Source organism: Buchnera aphidicola (Protaphis terricola), from assembly GCF_964059145.1.
GTDB classification, from domain to species: domain Bacteria; phylum Pseudomonadota; class Gammaproteobacteria; order Enterobacterales; family Enterobacteriaceae; genus Buchnera; species Buchnera aphidicola_BP.
This window is the reverse complement of sequence record NZ_OZ060405.1, coordinates 241,921-263,191: the sequence shown is the minus strand read 5'-3', so window position 1 is coordinate 263,191 and position 21,271 is coordinate 241,921. Positions and strand designations below refer to the sequence as shown.

Genomic DNA, 21,271 nt, shown 5'->3' with positions numbered 1-21,271 from the left:
TATAGTTATTAAAAAATTTAATATTTATATATTATTTTTTATTCAATATATTTTATATATTCCATATATTTTTGATGCAATTTTAGTTCTTTATCACTAGCCTTTAATATTTTTAAAGAATATTTTTTATTTGTTATTGTTTTTTTATAATAATCTACATTCTCAATATTTTTAATATTATTACAAAATAACATAGATTTTTGACCAACTGTCATTAAAAGATATAATTTACCTAATAAAAAAGAATCTAAAAGAGCTCCATGTAAAGTTCTATGTGAATTATTTATTTTATATCGGTTACAAAGTGCATCTAACGTATTTTTTTTCCCAGGAAATAATTTTCGAGCAATTTTCAAAGTATCTACAATATAACAAAATTTTGATATATCTACTTTTTTATTAGCAAATATAGAAAACTCTTGGTTTATAAAACCTATATCAAATGGTGCATTATGAATAATTAATTTACAATATTTAATATAGTTAAAAAATTTTTTAGCTATATTTTTAAATAATGGTTTATCTAATAAAAAATTATTAGTAATTCCATGCACTTTAATAGCACTTTGATCTATTAATCTATTAGGTTGAAGATAAACATGAAAATTGTTTCCTGTAAAACGTCGATTAATAATTTCAACAGCTCCAATTTCAATAATTCTATGATTTAAAAATGGTTTATCAGAGTTACTCATTCCTGTAGTTTCAGTATCTAGTATAATTATTCTTTTTTTATTATTTATCATTTTTAATTTATCATTTATGATTATAAACTATTAAAATAATTTAATTTTTTTAGGAATATTAAATATAATGTTAAAATTAGTAAAAATATTTACAGACGGATCTTGCTTAGGAAATCCAGGTTCAGGTGGATATGCTACAATATTAAGATATAAAAAAAAAGAAAAAATATTATCTTCAAGTTTTTTTTTAACTACAAATAATAGAATGGAACTCATGGGTGTTATATCAGGTTTAGAATCTTTAAAAATACCTTGTTTTGTTGAGATTTATACAGATAGTAGATATGTTAAAATAGGTGTAACAAACTGGATTTTTATCTGGAGAAAAAAGAAATGGAAAAAATTTAATAAAAAATCAATAAAAAATATAGATTTATGGAGACGAATGAATAATTTAATAAATAAACATTTTATCAAATGGATTTGGATTAAAGCACATATAGGTCACATAGAAAATGAAAAATGTGATCAAATTGCACGTAAATGTGCAAAATCTCCATCACTTAGAGATATTTTTTATGAAAAAATTTTTTATAATCAAAAAATGGTAAAATTATGATTTTAACAAAAATTTCTGTATTACATGATAATTATATCTGGATATTATATAATAAAAAAGGTTCTTGTATTATTATTGATCCAGGTGTTGCAGATGCAGTGATAACTAAAATTATTCAAAAAAAATTAAATCCAATAGCTATCTTATTAACACATGAACATATCGATCATACTGGTGGTGTAAATAAAATTTTAAAAATATATCCTAATATTATTGTTTTTGGACCAAAAGAAATAAAGAATAATTATATTCATGAAGTTGTTACTGGAGGAGATAAAATAAGTTTACTAAAAAAAAATATTTATGTTTTTTTTACGCCAGGTCACACTTTAAACCATGTTTCATATTATTTGAAACCATATTTATTTTGTGGTGATACTATATTTTCCTGTGGTTGTGGTAAAGTTTTCAATAATAATTATTTAGACATGTATTATTCTATAGAACTAATTAAATCATTTCCTAAATATACTATTTTATGTTGGTCACATGAATATACTCTTTCTAATTTAAATTTTTCTATAAACATTATACCAAAAGATAAATCAATTAAAAAATATTATAAAAAAATCAAAAAAAAATTATATTTAAAAAAAAGCATTTTTCCATTCTATCTATTCAATGAAAAGAAAAATAATATATTTTTAAGAACAAATGATCCTTCTTTGATCAAAGAATTAAAACTTCAATCAAAAAGTTATTTTGATATTTTCAAATACTTAAGAATTGAAAAAAATAATTTTTAAATTTTTGGAGCTAAGCGGGATTGAACCGCTGACCTCCTGCGTGCAAGGCAGGCGCTCTCCCATCTGAGCTATAGCCCCGTAAGCTTGTTTGGTAGGCCTGAGTGGAATTGAACCACCGACCTCACCCTTATCAGGGGTGCGCTCTTACCATCTGAGCTACAAGCCTTTCTAGAATAGAACTATATTAGATAATTTGTGTGGGCACTAAAAAATAAGCATATATTTTTAAGGAGGTGATCCAACCGCAGGTTCCCCTACGGTTACCTTGTTACGACTTCACCCCAGTCATGAATCACAAAGTGGTAAACGCCATCCCTGTTAAGGGTTAGGATATTTGCTTCTTTTGCAACCCACTCCCATGGTGTGACGGGCGGTGTGTACAAGGCCCGGGAACGTATTCACCGTGACATTCTGATTCACGATTACTAGCGATTCCGACTTCGTGGAGTCGAGTTGCAGACTCCAGTCCGGACTACGATTTACTTTATGAGGTTGGCTTGTCTTCGCAGATTTGCTTCTCTTTGTATAAACCATTGTAGCACGTGTGTAGCCCTGGTCGTAAGGGCCATGATGACTTGACGTCGTCCCCACCTTCCTCCGGTTTATAACCGGCAGTCTCCTCTGAGTTCCCGGCCGAACCGATGGCAACAGGGGATAAGGGTTGCGCTCGTTGCGGGACTTAACCCAACATTTCACAACACGAGCTGACGACAGCCATGCAGCACCTGTCTCACAGTTCCCGAAGGCACTTTCTTATTTCTAAGAAATTCTGTGGATGTCAAGACCAGGTAAGGTTCTTCGCGTTGCATCGAATTAAACCACATGCTCCACCGCTTGTGCGGGCCCCCGTCAATTCATTTGAGTTTTAGCCTTGCGGCCGTACTCCCCAGGCGGTCGACTTAATGCGTTAGCTTCGGAAGTCACTTCTCTTGGAAACAACCTCCAAGTCGACATCGTTTACGGCATGGACTACCAGGGTATCTAATCCTGTTTGCTCCCCACGCTTTCGCACCTCAGTGTCAGTATTCGTCTAGGAGGCCGCTTTCGCCACAGGTATTCCTCCAGATATCTACGCATTTCACCGCTACACCTAGAATTCTACCTCCCTCTACGATACTCTAGTATTTCAGTTTCAAATGCAGTTCCTAGGTTGAGCCCAGGGATTTCACATCTGACTTAAAAAACCACCTACGTGCTCTTTACGCCCAGTAATTCTGATTAACGCTAGCACCCTCCGTATTACCGCGGCTGCTGGCACGGAGTTAGCCGGTGCTTCTTTTGCAGGTAACGTCAAGAAATAAAATTATTAGTTTTATTTTTTTCCTCCCTACTGAAAGTACTTTACAACCCTAAGGCCTTCTTCATACACGCGGCATAGCTGCATCAGGCTTTCGCCCATTGTGCAATATTCCCCACTGCTGCCTCCCGTAGGAGTCTGGACCGTGTCTCAGTTCCAGTGTGGCTGGTTATCCTCTCAGACCAGCTAGAGATCGTCGCCTTGGTAAGCCTTTACCTTACCAACAAGCTAATCTCGTCTGGGCTCATCCAAAAGCATGAGGCCTAAAAGGTCCCCCACTTTGGTTTTTCAACTTTATGCGGTATTAGCTACCATTTCTAGTAGTTATCCCCCTCTTTTGGGTAGATTCCCAGATATTACTCACCCGTTTGCCGCTCGCCGACAAGAAAGCAAGCTTCCTTTCGCTGCCGCTCGACTTGCATGTGTTAGGCTTGCCGCCAGCGTTCAATCTGAGCCATGATCAAACTCTTCAATTTTTACAACATCGCTTAAATAAATTTAAGCGATTTAAAAAAATTAAATCTATTTTGTACTTAATTTTCTGTGCCCACACAGATTATCTAATATTTTTTTAAAGAGCGTTTTTGAATTTTTTCTTAAATTTCACTTTTATATAATTTAATTTAGATTACATTTTTTTTATTACCTTGTCAACCTTTTTAATAAAATTAATTTTTTTAATATTATTATCTAAAAGAAAAAATAAAAAAATGAACTTAAATAATATGGTTTTTTGTTATAATATAATTATATTTTAAATATTACGATATTTTTTTAAAATAAATTTTTACAACAAATATCTAATAAATAAATATTTAATAATTACAATTAAAATTTAATTTGAAATAATTTTTAAATACTAAGGATTATATAATGAAAATAAAATATATAATAAAAAAGGATATTGAACAAGCTTTAATTAATATAGGTGTAAAAAATTTTTGCGAACCATGTATTATATCTAGCAAAAAAATAGAATTCGGACATTATCAAGTTGATAATTTAATAAAAATATCTAATATATCTCATATTGATCCATTTAATTTATTTAATAAAATATACTATTTAATTAAATTTAAAGATATATATAAAAAGATAACATTTTCACCACCTGGATTTATAAATATTTTTATCCATTCTAAATGGTTATCGGAAAAATTAGAAAAAATATTTTTTTCATCACGTTTAGGAGTTAAATATGCTTCTTATAAAAAAACTATAGTTATAGATTATTCATCACCTAATGTTGCTAAAGAAATGCATGTAGGACATTTAAGATCTACAATTATCGGTGATGTTACAACAAGAGTATTAGAATTTTTAGGTCATAATGTAATCAGAGCTAATCATATCGGAGATTGGGGTGCTCAATTTGGTATATTGATTGCATATATAAAATATAAAAATTTACAAAAAAAGTTAAATAAAAATCTTATCTCTTTACATGAAATTGAAGAATTTTACTGCAAAGCTAAAAAAAAATATGAATCAGATAAAAATTTTAAAAAAATATCTAAACAATATGTAGTGCAATTACAAAGTGGAGATAAAAATTGTTATTCTATTTGGAAAAAATTAGTTTCTATTACAATGAATAATAATTATAAACTATATAAAAAACTTAATGTAACATTGAATAAACAACATACTATGGGAGAAAGTATATATAATAAAATGCTACCAAATATCATAAAAGATCTTAAAAAAAAGAAATTAGCTGTAGAAAAAAATGGAGCAATTATCGTTTTTTTAGATAAATTTAAAAATCGAATAGGGGAACCTATGGGAGTTTTAATTCAAAAAAAAGATAAAAGTTTTTTATACTCTACTACTGATATTGCTTGTTTAAAATATCGATATGAAATATTTCACGCTGATCGAATAATATATTATACGGATGTACGTCAACACCAGCATTTATTACAAGCTTGGATAATTGCTAAAAAAGCAAAATATATACCAAGTAATTTATTATTAGAACATCACGAATTTGGAATGATGCTATCTAAAAATAAACGACCTTTTAAAACTCGAGATGGTAATACTATTAAATTAAATACATTAATTAATGAATCAATAAATAGAGCTTTAAAATTAATTAAAATAAAAAAACCAAACTTACCAAAAAAAAAGCTTATCAAATTATCAAAAATTATTGGTATAAGTGCAATAAAATATGCCGATTTATCTAAAAATAGAAAAACTAATTATATATTTAATTGGGATTTAATGTTAAGTTTTGAAGGAAATACATCACCTTATATACAATATGCTTATACAAGAATTATATCTATAATAAAAAAATCTAATTTTCATGTACATAAGATTAAAGAAAAAATTAATCTTACAAAAAATAGTGAAATTAAATTAGCAATTAAAATACTAGAATTCGAGGAAATTATTTTAATAATGGAAAAAAATGGAACCCCTCATATTATGTGTAGATATTTATACCAATTAGCTATATATTTTTCTAATTTTTATGAAACATGTTCAATTTTATTTGCTAAAAAAATTAAAATTTGTAAAAGTAGATTAAAATTATCTTTTATAACAGCAAAAACATTGAAAAAAGGATTAAATCTATTAGGTATTAAAATATTAAAAAAAATGTAATTTATATAATTAAGATTTTAACAAGGTGAGGTAGTAATGTAGTATTATAAACAACATACCACTTAAAACCACACCAATTTATTTTTAAAAATATTTTTATTTATTACCAATAATATAAGTAACTTTAATATTTTTTGATTCTGTTATTTCAAGTTGAGATAGAACAGTTAATTCGGGATATTGAGAACGTAAAAATTTAGATAAAAATAATCGCAAAGCATGAGGAACTAGTAAAACAATAGGGGCATTTATTAATTTTTGATTTTCAATTGCTTCTTTAGTTTTAACTAATAAAATATCAGATAAACCTGGTTCTATACTATTTTTTTTACCCTTCAAACTATCTAATAATAATTTTTCTAAATTTGATTCTAAAATCATGACTTCAATTATAGATTTTTTATAAAATAACTTTTGTATAATTAGCTTGCTTAATGAAATTCGAACTAAACTAGTTAATTCATTTGCATCTTTTTGATTAATAGAATATTCTGATAATGTTTCTAAAATAGTTCGCATATCTCGTATTGAAACTTGTTCTAAAAGTAAATTTTTTAAAATTTTATGAACAGTTGTCAAATCAATTACATTAGGTATTAAATCTTCAGTTAATTTAGGTATTTCCTTATTAACATGATCTAATAATTTTTGAGTTTCATAACGTCCAAATAATTCATTAATATTCTGAGAAATTAAAAAATTTAAATGTGTGGCAATAATATCACTACATTCAATTATAGAATATCCTTTCTTTTCAGCGTCATCTTTAAATTCTTTATTAATCCAATAACCAGAAAAACCAAAGGTAGGTTCAATAACTTTTTTGAAAGGTAAAGATTCTATTTCCTGACCAGTAGCAAGCGCCATAAGTTTTCCATATAAACATTTACCTTGTCCAACTTCTAAACCTTTAATAAATATACGATATAAATTACTATTTAATTCTATGTTATTTTTAATATGAACTATAGGCGGAAGAAAACCCATATCTTTTGCAATTCGCTTACGTACAATACGAATTTTTTCTAATAAATCACCATTTCTTTTAATATCTAACAACGGTAATAAATTAAATCCTATTTCAATCCTTATAGGATCTTCTAATTCTACATCATTCCAAGATGCTTCATTATTTAAATTTAAAGTAGATTCATTCTTATTTTTAGAAACTAAAGAAATATTATTATTTAAACTAAGTTTTTTCTTATTTAACCACCAAGATAAAGTAAATAATAAAATTGTAAATATTAAAAATATTAAATTTGGCATACCAGGAATAAAACCAAGTATACCTAAAACTACTGCAGTTAATAAAATTACTTGAGGATTATAAAATAATTGACTAATAATTTGTTCCCCAACATTTTGATTAGTACTAACGCGTGTAACAATTACTCCAGCAGCTGTAGAAATAACTAAAGCTGGAATTTGAGCTACTAAACCATCTCCAATAGTTAATAAAGTATAAACTTGAGCAGCTTTACTTAACAACATATCATGTTGTAAAATACCGATGATAAAACCACCACATATATTAAGTATCATAATTAAAATACCAGCAATTGCATCACCTCGAACAAATTTACTTGCGCCATCCATAGAACCATAAAAATCAGCTTCTTGTGTAATTTGTAAACGACGTTTTTTAGCTTCTTCTTCTCCAATTAAGCCTGCATTTAAATCAGCATCAATTGCCATTTGTTTGCCTGGCATAGCATCTAATATAAATCTTGCACCTACTTCTGCTATTCTTCCAGCCCCTTTTGTAATAACCATAAAATTAATAATTACTAAAATAATAAATACAACAATTCCAATAGCAAAATTCCCACCAACTAAAAAATGTCCAAATGCTTCTATAACTCGACCAGCTGAATAAGTTCCTGTATGTCCATTTAAAAAAATAACACGAGTAGATGCAACATTTAATGCTAATCGTAACAATGTTGAAAAAAGTAAAATAGTTGGAAATGCAGCAAAATCTAAAGTTTTTCGAGTAAACATGGCAACAAGTAAAATAATTACTGATAAAGCAATATTAAAGGTAAAAAAAATATCTAAAATAAAAGGAGCTAATGGTAATACCATCATTGATAAAATAATTAAAATTAGTATTGGACCTGCTAATACTTTCCATTGAGTATTTTTAAAGTTTCTCATGTTCTGAAAAACAGAATAAAAATTAATCATTACTTTTATTTGCTCCTCTAAAATTCAATTCTGATGGAACCGATATATTTTTTGGTTTTTCTGGAAAAATTCCACCTTCTTTTTTCCATTTTTTTACTTTCCATACCCACGCTAAAATTTCAGCAACAGCTTGATAAAGAGGACCTGGTATATATTGTCCTATTTCAGCATATCGATATAGTGCACGAGCTAATAATGGGGCAGAAATTATAGCAATATTATGTCTTATTGCTATACTTTTTATTTGGATAGCTAAAGACCCAATTCCTTTTGCTATAACTTTAGGCGCATTCATATTCTTTTCATCATATTTAAGCGCTACTGAACAATGTACTGGATTAGTGATAACAACATCAGAATTTGGAATATTTAAAATCATTCTTCTTCTTAAGTTATTTTTCATTTGTTGACGAATTCTAGCTTTTAAATGAGGATTACCTTCGTGTTCTTTAAATTCATCTTGAATTTGTTTATAAGACATTTTTAACTGTTTATAGTATTTAAATTGTTGCCAAAAAATATCAAACATAACAACTGGGATTAACCCTAATATTATTAAAAAACAACAATAAAAAATATTTTTCAATCCAAAAGAAAAAGCAGAAAAAACATCTTTAACATGAAAAAATAATATTTCAAAAAAATGTAATGATAGATAATAAAAAACTATACCCCCTATTATTAATAACTTTAACATAATTTTAAATAACTCAAAAAATATTTTTAAAGAAAAAATTCTCTTTAATCCAGTTAATAAATTTAATTTTTTTAAATCAAATTTCAATGATTTAAAACTAAATTTTATACCACTAAATAAAATAGATGGTATGATAATTATAAAAAATAAAGATACTAAAAATGGAGTAAAAACAATTAAAATTCTTTTTAAAAAATAGATTATATTTAATAAACAATTATGTTCATTAAAAATAATATTATTATTAAAATACAAACTACTAAACATAATTTTTTTAAATTCAAATATAATTTTATCTTTAAAATATAATAAATTTAAAACTCCTATTATTAAAATTAGCAAAGAGTTTAATTCACGAGAGTATCTAGTTATTCCTTTCTTTTTAGATTTTTTAATATGACGCTCAGTCGGCTGTTGATTTTTTTCTTCATTCGTATCATTTTTCATTTTAAAATATTTTAACCATAATTAAAAATTATAAATATTAAAAAGTGTTTTATAAAATATCTTATTATATAATAAAATTATTTTTTATTATTAATAAATACTTTAATTTCAAATAAATTTTATTCTTAATTGAGAATTTAACATATGAAAGCAAGTCAATACCTATTACTAACTTTAAAAGAAACATCTCATGAAACAAAAATTATTAGTCATGAACTTATGCTGAAAAGTGGAATGATTAGACAATTATCTTCAGGTTTATATACTTGGCTACCAACAGGCTTGCGAGTAATAAAAAAAATAAATAAAATTATCATAAATGAAATGAAAAAAATAAATGCTTTAGAAATTTTAATGCCTATTATACAACCTAAAACACTATGGGAAAAAAGTGGTCGACTAGATATATATGGAAAAGAACTATTACAATTTTTTGATCGACGAAATCAAAATTTTATATTAAGTCCAACTAATGAAGAAATTATTACAAATTTAATTGGAAAAGAAATTCAGTCGTATCAAAATTTTCCATTAATTGTATATCAAATTCAAACAAAATTTAGAGATGAAATACGTCCAAGATTTGGAATTATCAGAGCTAGAGAATTTATTATGAAGGATGCGTATTCTTTCCATACCAATCAAACATGTTTAGAAAAAACATATAATGATTTTTATCAAAGTTACATTAATATATTTAATAAAATTAACCTTAAGTTTCGTGTAGTTAAAGCTGATTCAGGTTCTATGGGCGGTAAAATTTCTCATGAATTCCAAGCTTTATCTGAAAATGGAGAAGATGAAATAGTATTTTCAGAAAAAACATCATATTCTTCTAATATTAATACAGCAAAATCAATAGAATCTATAAATTTTTTTCAAACATCAAATAAAGATATTCATAAAAAAATAAAAAGTATTAAATCTATTAAACATATAAACGAACTAAAACATCCTATTAAAAAATTAGTAAAAACTATTTTAGTTAAAACTAATAAAACAGAAAAATATCCATTTATAGCTTTATTAATACGATCCGAACATACATTAAATTTATTTAAATTAGAAAAAATTGATATTATAAAAAAACCATTAAAAATACTTAATGAAGAAGAAACTATTAAATTAACAGGTGTGAAAAAAAAATTTTTAGGACCATTAAATTTAAAATTTCCTATATTTTCTGATGTTTCAGTATATTATATGAAAAATTTTATTATTGGTTCAAATATAAATGAAAAATTTTTTATTAATGTAAATTGGAAAACAGATATCCCAATACCTACTGTTGTTGATATTAGAAATATTGATAAAAATGATTTAGGACCAGATGGATTAGAATACTTAAAAATCAAAAAAAGCATAGAAATTGGACACATCTTTCAATTAGGATTAAAATATTCAAAAAAAATGAATATATTAATAAAAAATAAATCTGGTAAAAAACAACACTTATACATGGGATGTTATGGAATTGGTATTTCAAGAATGATTGCAGCTATAATTGAACAAAACCATGATAATAATGGAATTATTTGGCCAAATTCTATCGCTCCTTTCGAAGTTGCTATTTTACCAATTAATATAGAAAATTGCCAAAAAACTAAAAAAATTTCAGAACAACTATATAAAAAAATTAAAAATGAAAATATCGATGTTATTTTAGATGATAGAAATAAAAGAACTGGTATTATGTTCAATGAAATTGATTTACTTGGAATACCACATCAAATTATTATCAGCAAACATAACATAGATAAAGAAAATGTTGAATATCGTTCGAGAATAAATAAAACAAGTATTTTTATTAATATAAAAGATGTTATATTTTTTTTAAAAAAACAATTAAAAATATAAAAAATTAAAAATTGAAAGTAAAATTTTTTATAAAAGAAGTTTTTTATATTTTATCTAATGAAAAAAATCTAATTTTATTTTTTTTAATCCAATTAAAAATTTTAATTCCATTAAAAACTCATTAGTAATAGTAATATAAAACTTCTTTTTTTGCATAATACCTAAAGAAAAATAATATTTTTTAACAATAATATCAATAAAAATATGTCCTTTTTTTTGGTTTTCTAACAATTGATATAATTTTTTTAAACAATACTTATCATTTTCTTTTGTTAAAAAAATAGTTAATTTTTTTACATATTTTTTTCTTAGCAATGGTAAATTTATAATATTAGATGCTATTATTCTATTATTCTTATCTATATCTATTGTTCCTTGAATTAATAAAATTTCATTTAATTTAATTAATCTTTCAAATAAATTAAATAATTTATTAAAAATAATAATTTCTATACGAGAAGTATAATAGTCTAATATTAATATAGCTATTTTATTTTTATTTTTTGTAATTTTAATTTTAATTGAAACTACTATACCTATAATAATTCTTTTTTTATTATCTTTTAAAAGATTTAAATCTAAAGATTTTAAATGATTTATATAATATTTTAATTCTTTTTTAAATTGATCCATAGGATTTTCAGTTAAATAAAAACCTAAAACTTGATACTCATTTTTTAATCTATCTTTTTCAAACAAATCTAATTTTAACAAACGATCATTTTGAATGATATTAAATTCATCTTTAAATGTACCAAAAAGACTACCTTGTCGATTTTTTTGAACACGTAAATATTCTTTAGATGCTTTAATAACGTCTTCAATTGAATTAAGTAAATAACTTCGATTTTTATGAAAAGAATCAAAGCTACCAGACATGATTAATTGTTCTAATATTCTACGAGTAATTTTATAACAATCACAGCGAATACATAAATCAAATAAATCAGAAAATAAACCGTTCCTATTCCTTTCTTTAAGAATATTTTTTATTGAATTCTCACCTATTCCTTTTATCCCTCCAAGCCCATAAACAATATTATTATTACCATCAACATAAAACATATATTCACTTAAATTAATATTTGGAGCAATAATATTTAATTTCATATTTAATGCTTCATTTACTAAAATTATTATTTTATCTGTATTACCTATATCAGAATTTATAGTAGAAGATATAAATTCGGAAGGATAATATAATTTCAACCACAATGTTTGATAAGATATTAAAGCATAAGCTACAGAATGAGATTTATTAAAACCATATCCAGCAAACTTTTCTAATAAATTAAAAATTTTTTCTGATAATTTAAGATTAATACCGTTTTTTTTTGTTCCATTTAAAAAAATTTTTCTTTGTTTTAACATATCTTTTGAATTTTTTTTACTCATAGCCCTTCTTAAAATATCTGCTTTCCCTAAACTATAACCAGCTAAAACTTGAGCAATTTTCATTACTTGCTCTTGATATAAAATAATTCCATAAGTTGAATCTAAAATCGGTTTTAAAAGAATATGTTGCCATTTATGATCAGGATATGAAATTTTTTCATAACCATGTTTTCGATTTATAAAATTATCTACCATACCTGATTGCAATGGACCTGGCCTAAAAAGTGCTAAAAGTGCAATAATATCTTCAAAACAATCAGGTTTTAACCTTTTAATTAAATCCCTCATTCCATCAGATTCTAATTGAAATATTGCTCTAGTTTTACACTGGTTTAATAAATTAAAACATTTTTTATCATTTAAAGAAATAGTATTAATATTAATTTTCTTTTGATTTGTTAACAACTTTGAATTAATCATATCTACTGTGCAACTAATTGTTGTTAATGTACGTAAACCTAAAAAATCAAATTTTAGTAAACCAACATATTCAATGTCATTTTTATCAAATTGAGTAACTGGATTATCTCCTTTTTCATCACAATATAGTGGACAAAAATCAGTAATCTTAGTAGGGGAAATTACAACCCCTCCTGCATGCTTCCCAATGCTTCGATTTATACCTTCTAATTTTTTAGATATATCAATTAAATTTTTTACATCTTCATTGTTTCTATAAAGATGATATAATTCTGATTTTTCAGAAAAAGCATCATTTAATGTTATTCCTGGATCTAAAGGCACTAACTTAGATAAATTATTAATAAATCCATAAGGATATCCCAATACTCTTCCTACATCTCTAATTACAGCTTTTGCTGTCATAGTTCCAAAAGTAATAATTTGAGCTACTGAATTTCTACCATATATATCTGAAACATGATCTATCACTTGATCTCTTTTATCCATGCAAAAATCAATATCAAAATCAGGCAAAGAGATACGTTCAGGATTTAAAAAACGTTCAAACAATAAATCAAATAATAAAGGATCTATTTCTGTAATGTTTAATGCATATGCTACTAATGAACCAGCCCCAGAACCTCGGCCTGGACCTACTGGTATATTATTATCTTTTGCCCATTTTATAAACTCCATAACAATTAAAAAATATCCAGGAAATCCCATTTTATTTATTACACTTAATTCCATATTTAAACGATTTTTATATTTTAAATAAGTTTCTTTATTTATCTTGATATTAGAAGAAGAATGCTTTAAACGTTTCTTTAATCCTTTGTTAGATTCTGTAATTAAATAATTCTCAACACTTATATCACCTGTTGGAAAACATGGTAAAAAATATTTTCCAGACGATATAAAAACATTGCAACGTTTTGCAATTTCTACACTATTAATTAAAGCTTCAGGAAATTCAGAAAAAAGTTTAAACATTTCTTCTTTGCTTTTTAAAAATTGATGTTGACTATAATTATTTTGAATTCTAGAATTTTTTAATATTTCTCTTTCATGAATAGAAACCTTAATCTTATGAATTTTAAAATCTTCTTTATTTAAAAAACAGACATCATTCGTTGCAACTACTGGAATATTTTTAGAATCAGATAATTCTATAGCTAAATGTAAATATTTTTCTTCATTTTCTCGTCCTGTACGTATTAACTCTAAATAATAAGCTTCAGGAAAATATTTTTTATAAAATCCCAAACAATGAGATAATAATGAAAATTCCTTACGTAGTAAAATTTTTCCAATTTCACCTTGACAACCACCAGAAAGTAATATTAATCCATTATTAAATTCAGACAACCATTTTTTTTTTATCGTAATACATTTATTATTAAGATATCCTTTTTTATAAGCACGAGAAATTAATATAATTAAATTTTTATACCCCTCTAAACTAGAAGCTAATATAGTTATTTCTGTTAATTCGTTTTTTATAAACTCTGAAACAAATTTAACAGTTATTCCAATAATTGGCTTTAATTTATACTTATGTGCAAAATTATAAAATTTTATAACACCATATAAATTATTAAAATCTGTCATTGCTAAAGCCATCATTTTTAAAGATACTGCTTTCTTTACTAAATCTTCTGGTTTTGATAATCCATCAGATATTGAATAATGACTACGTACATGAAGATGAATAAATTTTGGTATATTCATTTATTTTCCAAATTTAAAATATAAATTTTTATTTAATATAAACTTTTTTATAAAATAGAATGGTGGCATAACAAATTTTTTGATTATTCACCATAGCAAAAACTTTAAATTTTACTAAATTTTTTTGAGTTTTTAAATAAATTACTGTAATAATAATTTGATCTCCAGGAATAACATTTTTTTTAAATCTAGCATTCTCAATACCAATAAAATAATATAATTGATTAATTCTTAATATACCCGTACTAACATATATTAAAATAGCAGCTGCTTGAGTCATAGATTCAATTAATAAAACACCTGGAAAAATAGGTTCTTCTAAAAAATGACCTTGAAAAAATGGCTCATTTATCGAACAATTTTTCAAAGCTTTCAAATAATCAAATACCTTAAATTTAATAATTTTATCGATTAATAGCATAGGATAACGATGAGGTAAAATTCTTAGAATTTCTTTAATATCTAGAATGTAATCATGATGATTAAAACTCAAAATATTCACCTTATAAAAAAATAAAATAAAAAATATATTATATTAATAATAACTAATACATTAAAAAAATAAAATATGTAAATATTATATAAATCACCAATTTTTACCAATACTAAATTGAAATTTTTCAATTTGATCATTTTCATTTTTTTGAATAGGGTGTGCATAAGAAAAAACTAATGGTCCAATTGGAGAAAACCATTGCAAAGCAAATCCAACTGATGAATGAAAATTTTTTAATTGGTTAAAATCTATAAATTTAATATCAGATTGATTTTTTTCTTGTATTAACTTAGTATCCCAAATATTTCCAAAATCTAAAAAAAATGAAGGTCTAAGAAATTGCGTATAATCTTTTTTAATGAATGGAATAGGTATGATCAATTCTAAATTAGCAACTAAAATAGCATTCCCACCAATTGATTCAATAGATTCACAAAAATTATTTTTTTTATACCCAAAACATTCTTGTATTTTATTAATAGCATATTTTTTTTTAGGACCAATAGTGTTAACACCAAATCCACGTATATAATTTGAGTTATTTAAATGAAAAGATTCATAAAAAGGCAATTTTGATTTATTAAAACTATCTCCGAATCCAGCTTTAAAATGAGCTGAAAATATAAATTCTTTTTCTGTATCTAAAGGAATATATTGTTCAGTATCTAATAAAAATTTATAAAAATTATTATCAGAACCAGGAATTGTGTTCTTTCCAATTAAATAAGTTTGATTTCCAGAAATAGGAAAATATAAACTTTTTAAAGTATCATGTAAAAAAGAATAATTTAAAGTAATATCATTCATTAAACTATTTGTTAAAAATTGATCATCAAGAATTTCTTTTGAATTACTAGTTAAATTTTTTTTATTTATTTTAATAAGGCTATTATTTGACGTACTATCTTGATTAATTAAACTATTATGAGTATATCCTACACCTACATTAAATCTATTAGCATTATTAATTAAAAAACTTAAATCATTTTCAAAACCAAATGTTTTTTTTATTAGATTCGACATATCATTAAAATGATATATAAAATTATTGTAAAACAATCTACTATTTAAATTCGTACCATTATCAAAAAAATATGGATATGTCATTTGAAAGTCTATATATTTTTGATTGTCATTCTTAATAGCACTGACTTTAAAAAAATTTCCCAGTCCAAATAAATTATCTTTTGAAATAGAAGTGTTGAAACTAATACCACTTTCTTTTCCATAACCTAATCCAAAATTTAACGAACCAGTATTACGTTCTTTCAATTCATAAATAATATTAACAGCATTATCTTTATCATGTAAAAACTCTTTAATCATTTTAATATCATATATATACTTAATTTTTTCTAATGCTTCTTTACTTAAATCAAGTAATTTTAAATTACACCATTCACCTTCAGATTGTTTTATTTCACGACGTAAAACTATATCTTTAGTTAATTTATTACCTTTAAAATATATCTGATTTATAAAATAACGTTGATTTATATTTATATTAAAATTTAAAATTATAGTTTTTTTGATAAAGTTAATTTCAGGATTAATTTCAATTTGCGTATTAATATATCCTCTTTCAGATAAAAAATATTTTATTCTTTGAATGATTAATTGAATTTTTTCTTTATTGTAAATTTCATTAGAACTAATAGAAATTAGATTTTTTATTTGCGTATAATATTTTAAAAAATTACCGTTAATAAAAAAATTAGAAATTTTATATTGATTACCTTCAGATATTTTTAAAATAATATTTACTTTATTTTTATTTTTTAAAAAATTAACTATTTTTTTATCTATACTAAAATAATAAAATCCATGATTTAAATAAAAATTATGTAAATTGTTTATATCTCGCTCTAACTCGTCTGCATAATAAATACGTTTTTCAAAAATATTCCACCAAGATGCATAATCTTTTAATTTAAATAATGAAATAATTTTTTCTCTAGAAAAACTTTTATTTCCAATAATTTTAATATGATTTATTTTTAATAAATTCCCCTCATTAATTAATATTTTTATATTAACTCGGTTGTTTGAAGAAAAATTTGTTAATAATCTAATACTTGATTGATATCTTCCAAAATGATAATGAAGTTTTTTTATATTTTGAATAAAAATATATTTTAAATAAGGATTGTATTGTTTACCTATTTCCATTCCTAGTTTTTTTAAATACTCATTAAAATTTTTTTTTGGAATAATATGATTTCCAAAAACATCAATATGAAAAATTAAAGGTTGTTCTTTAATCTTAAAAATTATAGAATTATTAGTAGAAAAAAAAACTTGAATATCTGAAAATTTACCTGTTTTAAATAATAATCTAATGCTTTTTTGGATATCATTTTTAGATATTTTATCACCAATATTAAATAAAATATTTCCTAATACTTCTTGTTTTGTACAATTTTTTAATCCTTTAAATTCAATGTTTTTTACAGTCCATAAAGATTTTGAATAAATATTTATACTAAAAAACATTAAAAAAATTATAAAAAATTTTTTAATTAACATTATTGCATTTTTTCCTGCAATAGATCTAATACTTTTTTGTATTTGTATACAATCTAAAAGAAATTAGAAAATAAAAAAATAAAATTTTGATATAAATTAAAACATCAAAAAATATTTATATACAATTTAAATAAAATTAAATTTTTTTTTCATCTTGAACTAATCCTCCAAAAGTACGATTTCTAGTACTAAAATAATCAATTGCTTCTTGAAATATATAAGAATTAAAATCAGGCCATAGAACATCAGTAAAATACAATTCAGAATAAGCTATTTGCCATAAAAAAAAATTGCTAATTCTTTTTTCACCACCAGTTCTAATAACTAAATCTACTGGTGATAATTGATGCGTAGATAAATATTGAGAAAACGTATTTTCTTCAATTTGATTAATATTTAAATATCCTTTTTGAATAGCAGTTAAAATTTTTTTAACACCCTGTAATATATCCCATTTTCCACTATAATTTGCAGCAATATTTAAAATTAATCCAGTATTACTAAAGGTAATTTTTTCTACATAATGTATATATGACTGCAATTCATTATTAAAAGAAGTTAAATCACCTATTACTTTAAGACAAATATTATATTTTTTTAAATAATAAATTTCACTTTTTAATGCAAATAAAAATATTTTTAGCAAAGATTGTACTTCTAATTTTGGGCGTTTCCAATTTTCTTTACTAAAAGTATATAATGTTAATATTTCTATTTTATTTTGAAGAGCAAATTTTATTGTTCTTTTTACTGCTTTAAAACCTTCTTTATGTCCAAAAGTACGTATTTTATTTCTTTTTTTTGCCCATCGTCCATTTCCATCCATAATAATTGCAACATGATTAGGAAAATTTTTTTTATTTTCTTTATGTAATTTACATTGTTTACATAACATTAAATATATTATCTCTATATGCAATATTTTCTTATCAAAGAAAAAACACTTTACACTAAAATAATATTAATTTTAAGATGATAATGATAATATTCTTTTTTTTGTGTTTATTCTAGTTTTTTGATCAATATCTATAACCTCTTCAATAGAAAGAGGTTCTAATAAATTAGATGACATTAAAATATCATTGTTAATTTCAAATATTTTATTAAATGAAATTCTTGAATTTAAAAAAGCAGATACAGTGACTTCATTAGCAGCATTTAATACTATCATAGCTGATTTTCCATAAATAAATGCATCAATTGCTAATTTTAAACATGGAAATTTTATAAAATCAGGTGTAAAAAAACTTAAATTATTTATTTTTTTAAAATCTAAAAAACTAGATCCAGAAGGAATTCGATCAGGAAAAGAAAATGCATATGAAATAGCTACTCTCATATCTGGTAAAGAAAGTTGTGCTAATACCGATCCATCAATATACTCAACCATTGAATGGATAATTGATTGAGGATGAATGATGATATTAATTTCACTATCTGAAGCATTAAATAGCAATCTTGCTTCAGCATATTCAAAACCTTTATTTATCATTGTGGCTGAATCTACTAAAATTTTTTTTCCCATTGACCAATTTGGGTGTGAATATATTTGAGATGGTTTAACAAAAGGCAAGTCTCTTTTTTTAAAATTAAATAATGGACCACCAGAAGCAGTTAAAATAATAGATTTAACATTAGCTTTTTTTAAACTTATTTTACCTAAATTTTTTTGAAAATACTTAGGTAAAACTTGAAAAATAGCGTTATGTTCACTATCAATAGGAATAATCTGAGCTTTATGAGAAATAACAGCTTTCATAAATAGATTACCACATGTAATTAAAGATTCTTTATTTGCTAATAAAATTATTTTACCAGCATATATAGCTGATAAAGTAGGTAATAAACCTGCTATTCCAACAATAGCAGAAACTACATATTCAATCTGTTCTAATGCAGCAAGCGCACAAATTTCTTTATCTCCAGATAAAACTTGAGTTTGAATATTTTTTTCTTTTAGTTTCTTTCTAAGTATATTAGCAGATTTTTCATTTTTCATAGCCACCCAATCAGGAGTAAATATCTCACATTGTTTTAACATAACAGAAATATTTTTATTAGCTACTAATGCAACTACTTTAAATAAAGTAGAATTTTTTTTAATAATAGATAATGTACTAGTACCAATTGAACCAGTTGATCCTAAAATTGTTACTCGTTTCATAAGTATTTTAAATATTTTTATTAAATTAAGATATCTTTAAGATAATATTATATATTTTTTAAAATATATTAAAATTCCATAAGCTCTTTTTCTTTTATTAATAAGATTTTTTCTATTTTTTTAATATATTCATTTGTAATATTTTGAATTTTATTTTGAGCAATACGTTCTTGATCCTCTCCAATAATTTTATTTTTTACATGAAGTTTAATTTCTTCATTAGCATTTCTTCGAATATTTCGTATACAAACTCGCGTATTTTCTGCATTATTTTTTATAATTTTAATAAGATGTTTTCTTCGTTCCTCTGTAAGTCCTGGTATAGGAACAATAATATCTTTACCATGAATAATAGGATTTAAATTAAGATTAGAATTTAAAATAGCTTTATTTATTAAAGGTGTACTATAACTATCAAATACGTTAATTTTAAGTGTATGATAATTTTCAACTACTATATTAGATATTTTAGGAAGTGATACTTGAGAACCAAAATATTCAATATATATATCATTAAGTAGTTCTGGAGATGCCCTTCCAGTACGAATATTATTTAATTGATTTTTAAAACTTTTAAGACAAATTTCCATTTTTTGATTACTTTTAACATAGATCTTATTAATCACGTAGTTACCTATATATTTTTTACAATTCGTTATTATAAATTAACATTTTAATTTTTTTAATTTGTGATAATTGTACCTTCATTATATCCTTTAATAATACGATATAAAGATTCATTTTTATTAATATTAAAAACTATAATTGGTAAATTATGATCTCTAGCTAATAAAAATGCAGATAAATCCATCACTTTTAATTCATGTTTGATAACATCTCTATACGTTAATTTTTTATACAAAGTAACCTGAGAATATTTTTCTGGATCTTTAGAATATACCCCATCAACTTTAGTACCTTTTAAAATTATATCTGATTGTGTTTCAATACCACGTAGACATGCAGCAGAATCAGTTGTAAATAATGGATTTCCTATGCCTGCTGCGAAAATTACTACATAATGTTTTGATAAAAGTTTAATCGCCCTTTGATATGTATAAGTTTCACATATTCCATGTAATGGAATAGGAGACATAACACAGGAATGAATAGAATAATTATTCATGATATCTTGCATTGCTAAACTATTAATAATTGTAGATAATATTCCAATATGATCACAAGCGATTCTATTTATACCAACTTTAGATAAAGTTGTACCGCGAAATAAATTCCCACTACCAATTACTAAACCAACTTGAACACCAATATTTAATATTAATTTTATTTCTTTAGCTATTTTTTTTAAAGAATTTATATCAATACCAAATTTATTTCTTCCTTGTAATACTTCACCACTTATTTTCAACAAAATACGAGAGTATATATTGGTAGACATATA

14 protein-coding genes, 2 tRNA genes and 1 rRNA gene are annotated in these 21,271 nt (G+C 24.2%); 4 read left to right on the top strand and 13 right to left on the bottom strand.

The genetic code is table 11. From position 1 onward, the window contains the following. Window positions 1–38: 38 nt before the first annotated feature. Entirely contained in the window at window positions 39–746 is a 708-nt protein-coding gene (dnaQ, locus tag AB4W67_RS01215; RefSeq protein WP_367682753.1) for a DNA polymerase III subunit epsilon, read from the bottom strand. A gap of 67 nt (window positions 747–813) precedes the next feature. Between dnaQ and rnhA the strand changes: the two genes are divergently transcribed. Then, complete coding sequence (rnhA, locus tag AB4W67_RS01210) at window positions 814–1,305, top strand: ribonuclease HI (RefSeq protein ID WP_367682752.1); 492 nt, start codon at window positions 814–816, stop codon at window positions 1,303–1,305. After that, window positions 1,302–2,051, top strand: coding sequence for a hydroxyacylglutathione hydrolase (gene gloB, locus AB4W67_RS01205; RefSeq protein WP_367682751.1), 750 nt, complete (start codon window positions 1,302–1,304; stop codon window positions 2,049–2,051). The genes rnhA and gloB overlap by 4 nt, the downstream gene beginning before the upstream one ends. Window positions 2,052–2,056: 5 nt before the next feature. Here gloB and AB4W67_RS01200 read toward each other — a convergent pair. The 3 genes from AB4W67_RS01200 to AB4W67_RS01190 all read right to left on the bottom strand — a co-directional run bounded on the left by AB4W67_RS01200 (window position 2,057) and on the right by AB4W67_RS01190 (window position 3,824). Continuing rightward, window positions 2,057–2,129, bottom strand: a tRNA-Ala gene (locus AB4W67_RS01200). 11 nt (window positions 2,130–2,140) lie between these two features. Continuing rightward, window positions 2,141–2,217 (bottom strand) — tRNA-Ile (locus AB4W67_RS01195). A gap of 60 nt (window positions 2,218–2,277) precedes the next feature. Beyond that, window positions 2,278–3,824 (bottom strand): 16S ribosomal RNA (locus tag AB4W67_RS01190). Between the two features lie 397 nt (window positions 3,825–4,221). Between AB4W67_RS01190 and argS the strand changes: the two genes are divergently transcribed. Next, complete coding sequence (argS, locus tag AB4W67_RS01185) at window positions 4,222–5,964, top strand: arginine--tRNA ligase (protein WP_367682750.1); 1,743 nt, start codon at window positions 4,222–4,224, stop codon at window positions 5,962–5,964. Window positions 5,965–6,060: 96 nt separating this feature from the next. Here argS and flhA read toward each other — a convergent pair whose 3' ends face one another. Both flhA and flhB read right to left on the bottom strand, forming a co-directional pair. Continuing rightward, the gene (gene flhA, locus AB4W67_RS01180; RefSeq protein ID WP_367682749.1) at window positions 6,061–8,154 is read right to left on the bottom strand and encodes a flagellar biosynthesis protein FlhA; all 2,094 of its coding nucleotides are present in this window, start codon (window positions 8,152–8,154) and stop codon (window positions 6,061–6,063) included. Continuing rightward, complete coding sequence (flhB, locus tag AB4W67_RS01175) at window positions 8,147–9,298, bottom strand: flagellar biosynthesis protein FlhB (RefSeq protein WP_367682748.1); 1,152 nt, start codon at window positions 9,296–9,298, stop codon at window positions 8,147–8,149. Before flhB ends, flhA begins: the two co-directional genes overlap by 8 nt. A gap of 144 nt (window positions 9,299–9,442) precedes the next feature. Here flhB and AB4W67_RS01170 point away from each other — a divergent pair, with 144 nt between their 5' ends. Continuing rightward, window positions 9,443–11,155, top strand: coding sequence for a proline--tRNA ligase (locus AB4W67_RS01170; RefSeq protein ID WP_367682747.1), 1,713 nt, complete (start codon window positions 9,443–9,445; stop codon window positions 11,153–11,155). Window positions 11,156–11,209: 54 nt separating this feature from the next. On the opposite strand, the gene dnaE is transcribed toward AB4W67_RS01170, so the two are convergent. The 7 genes from dnaE to pyrH form a co-directional block, all read right to left on the bottom strand. Continuing rightward, window positions 11,210–14,683, bottom strand: a complete 3,474-nt coding sequence (gene dnaE / locus AB4W67_RS01165) for a DNA polymerase III subunit alpha (protein ID WP_367682746.1) — start codon at window positions 14,681–14,683, stop codon at window positions 11,210–11,212. A 28-nt stretch (window positions 14,684–14,711) separates the two neighbouring features. After that, a complete protein-coding gene (gene fabZ / locus AB4W67_RS01160; RefSeq protein WP_367682745.1) occupies window positions 14,712–15,176 on the bottom strand; it encodes a 3-hydroxyacyl-ACP dehydratase FabZ in 465 nt (154 codons plus the stop codon). Window positions 15,177–15,269: 93 nt separating this feature from the next. After that, window positions 15,270–17,705, bottom strand: coding sequence for an outer membrane protein assembly factor BamA (bamA, locus tag AB4W67_RS01155; protein WP_367682744.1), 2,436 nt, complete (start codon window positions 17,703–17,705; stop codon window positions 15,270–15,272). Between the two features lie 136 nt (window positions 17,706–17,841). Next, a complete protein-coding gene (uppS, locus tag AB4W67_RS01150; RefSeq protein ID WP_367682743.1) occupies window positions 17,842–18,600 on the bottom strand; it encodes a polyprenyl diphosphate synthase in 759 nt (252 codons plus the stop codon). A gap of 72 nt (window positions 18,601–18,672) precedes the next feature. Next, the gene (gene ispC / locus AB4W67_RS01145) at window positions 18,673–19,869 is read right to left on the bottom strand and encodes a 1-deoxy-D-xylulose-5-phosphate reductoisomerase (protein ID WP_367682742.1); all 1,197 of its coding nucleotides are present in this window, start codon (window positions 19,867–19,869) and stop codon (window positions 18,673–18,675) included. 68 nt (window positions 19,870–19,937) lie between these two features. After that, window positions 19,938–20,495, bottom strand: a complete 558-nt coding sequence (frr, locus tag AB4W67_RS01140) for a ribosome recycling factor (RefSeq protein ID WP_367682741.1) — start codon at window positions 20,493–20,495, stop codon at window positions 19,938–19,940. 56 nt (window positions 20,496–20,551) lie between these two features. Next, entirely contained in the window at window positions 20,552–21,268 is a 717-nt protein-coding gene (gene pyrH / locus AB4W67_RS01135) for a UMP kinase (protein ID WP_367682740.1), read from the bottom strand. Between the last annotated feature and the right edge of the window lie 3 nt (window positions 21,269–21,271).